The 1,246-nt window shown below is 68.3% G+C and carries 1 protein-coding gene; it reads left to right on the top strand.

Annotated elements, in window-relative coordinates:
* Positions 1-241 precede the first annotated feature (241 nt).
* Positions 242-1,231: a hypothetical protein gene (locus AC08ON_RS18190; RefSeq protein ID WP_476617449.1), complete on the top strand. Its 990-nt coding sequence runs from the start codon at positions 242-244 to the stop codon at positions 1,229-1,231.
* Positions 1,232-1,246: the final 15 nt, after the last annotated feature.

Raw genomic sequence — 1,246 nt, 5'->3', positions numbered from 1 at the left:
GATCCGCGTAGCCCGGCCCCGGTTTCGGGAGTGGTGGCTTCTGGCGCACGCGTCCGGTACGGAAGGGCGAACCAGCGAAAAAAGTCCAAACCTTAACCCGCGGCGGCGACATAGCGCCCCGTACCCGGTTACCGTGACCTTACTGTGTCGAGACCCTCGGGCGGAGAACAGCAATGGTTGCGCGTGCGCATACGCCGGACATGTGCCCAGTCCGCCAGGTCGCGATCGTCAGGAGTACCACATGGACGCATCGGCGGACCGCCGAACGATCCTTACCACGAGCGCGCTACTCGGTGTCCTCAGGGCCGCCGAGGCGGTCGACATGACATCCTCGGCGATGGACAGCCGCGCAGCGCTACACCAGGTCGAGACCGGTCTGGAGTCCCTCGCCCGCCGCTGGGAGACCACCGCACCGGCCGACTTGGTCGAGCGCCTCGCGACGCTGGAGCACCATGCGCGGACGATCGGCCGATGGCGGTTGGGCTCAGCCCTGCGCCGGGACTGGATACGAGCGCATGGCCGGATTCTTCTCATGGCCTCCGTGGCACAGGGTGACAACGGCATGGCCAGGCCGGCCACAGTCTCGGCGCGGGCGGCGCTCGTTCTCGCGAAACATGTAGGAGACGCGACGACCGCCGCCCACGCCGGAGTCGTGTTGGCTGAACTCGCCGCTTATTCCTTCCAGAGCACCCGCGACGGGTTGGCACTGGCGCGGGCGGCCCAGGCCACGGCACCACACGCGCACACCGCGGTCCTGGCGATGACCACCGAGGCGCACATCATGGCCGCGTGCCACCTGCCTACCGACGATATCGTCGCCGTGCTGCGCTCAGCGGGATCGGTCGCGGCAAAGCTCCCGGCAGGTGCGGTGGGTTACAGCCTGGACGGTATCCATCCTGGGTATCTGCCGACATTCGGCGGTGCGGCACTCGTCGCCGCCGGCGCACTGGACGAAGGAAATGAGCGGCTGAGCGAGGCAGCAGAACTGTTCGACCGTTCCCGGGCGTCCGGTGCTCTCGCCGCCGTCCGCCTTTACCAGGCATCCGCGGCGATGCGCGCACGCGAGCTGGACAAGGCCGAGATCCTCGCGACCAGAGCGCTCGCCGCATCCGCCGTGCGGCCGAGCAGCTGGCTGTCGAACGGAATCCTCTTTCTCGCCGAACGCGCCCGCAGCCAGGGCGCGGACTGGTCCGGACTCGTCATCCAGGCCCAGGAATGGTCCCCGCTCTGATCGCGTCGTTGACGT

The organism is Frankia sp. CoWAU3 (assembly GCF_977971855.1).
This window is presented reverse-complemented; position numbering and strand designations above follow the sequence as displayed.

Coding starts and splice junctions, on each gene's coding strand:
- AC08ON_RS18190 (WP_476617449.1), top strand. CDS start 242: ATGGACGCATCGGCGGACCGCCGAACGATCCTTACCACGAGCGCGCTA.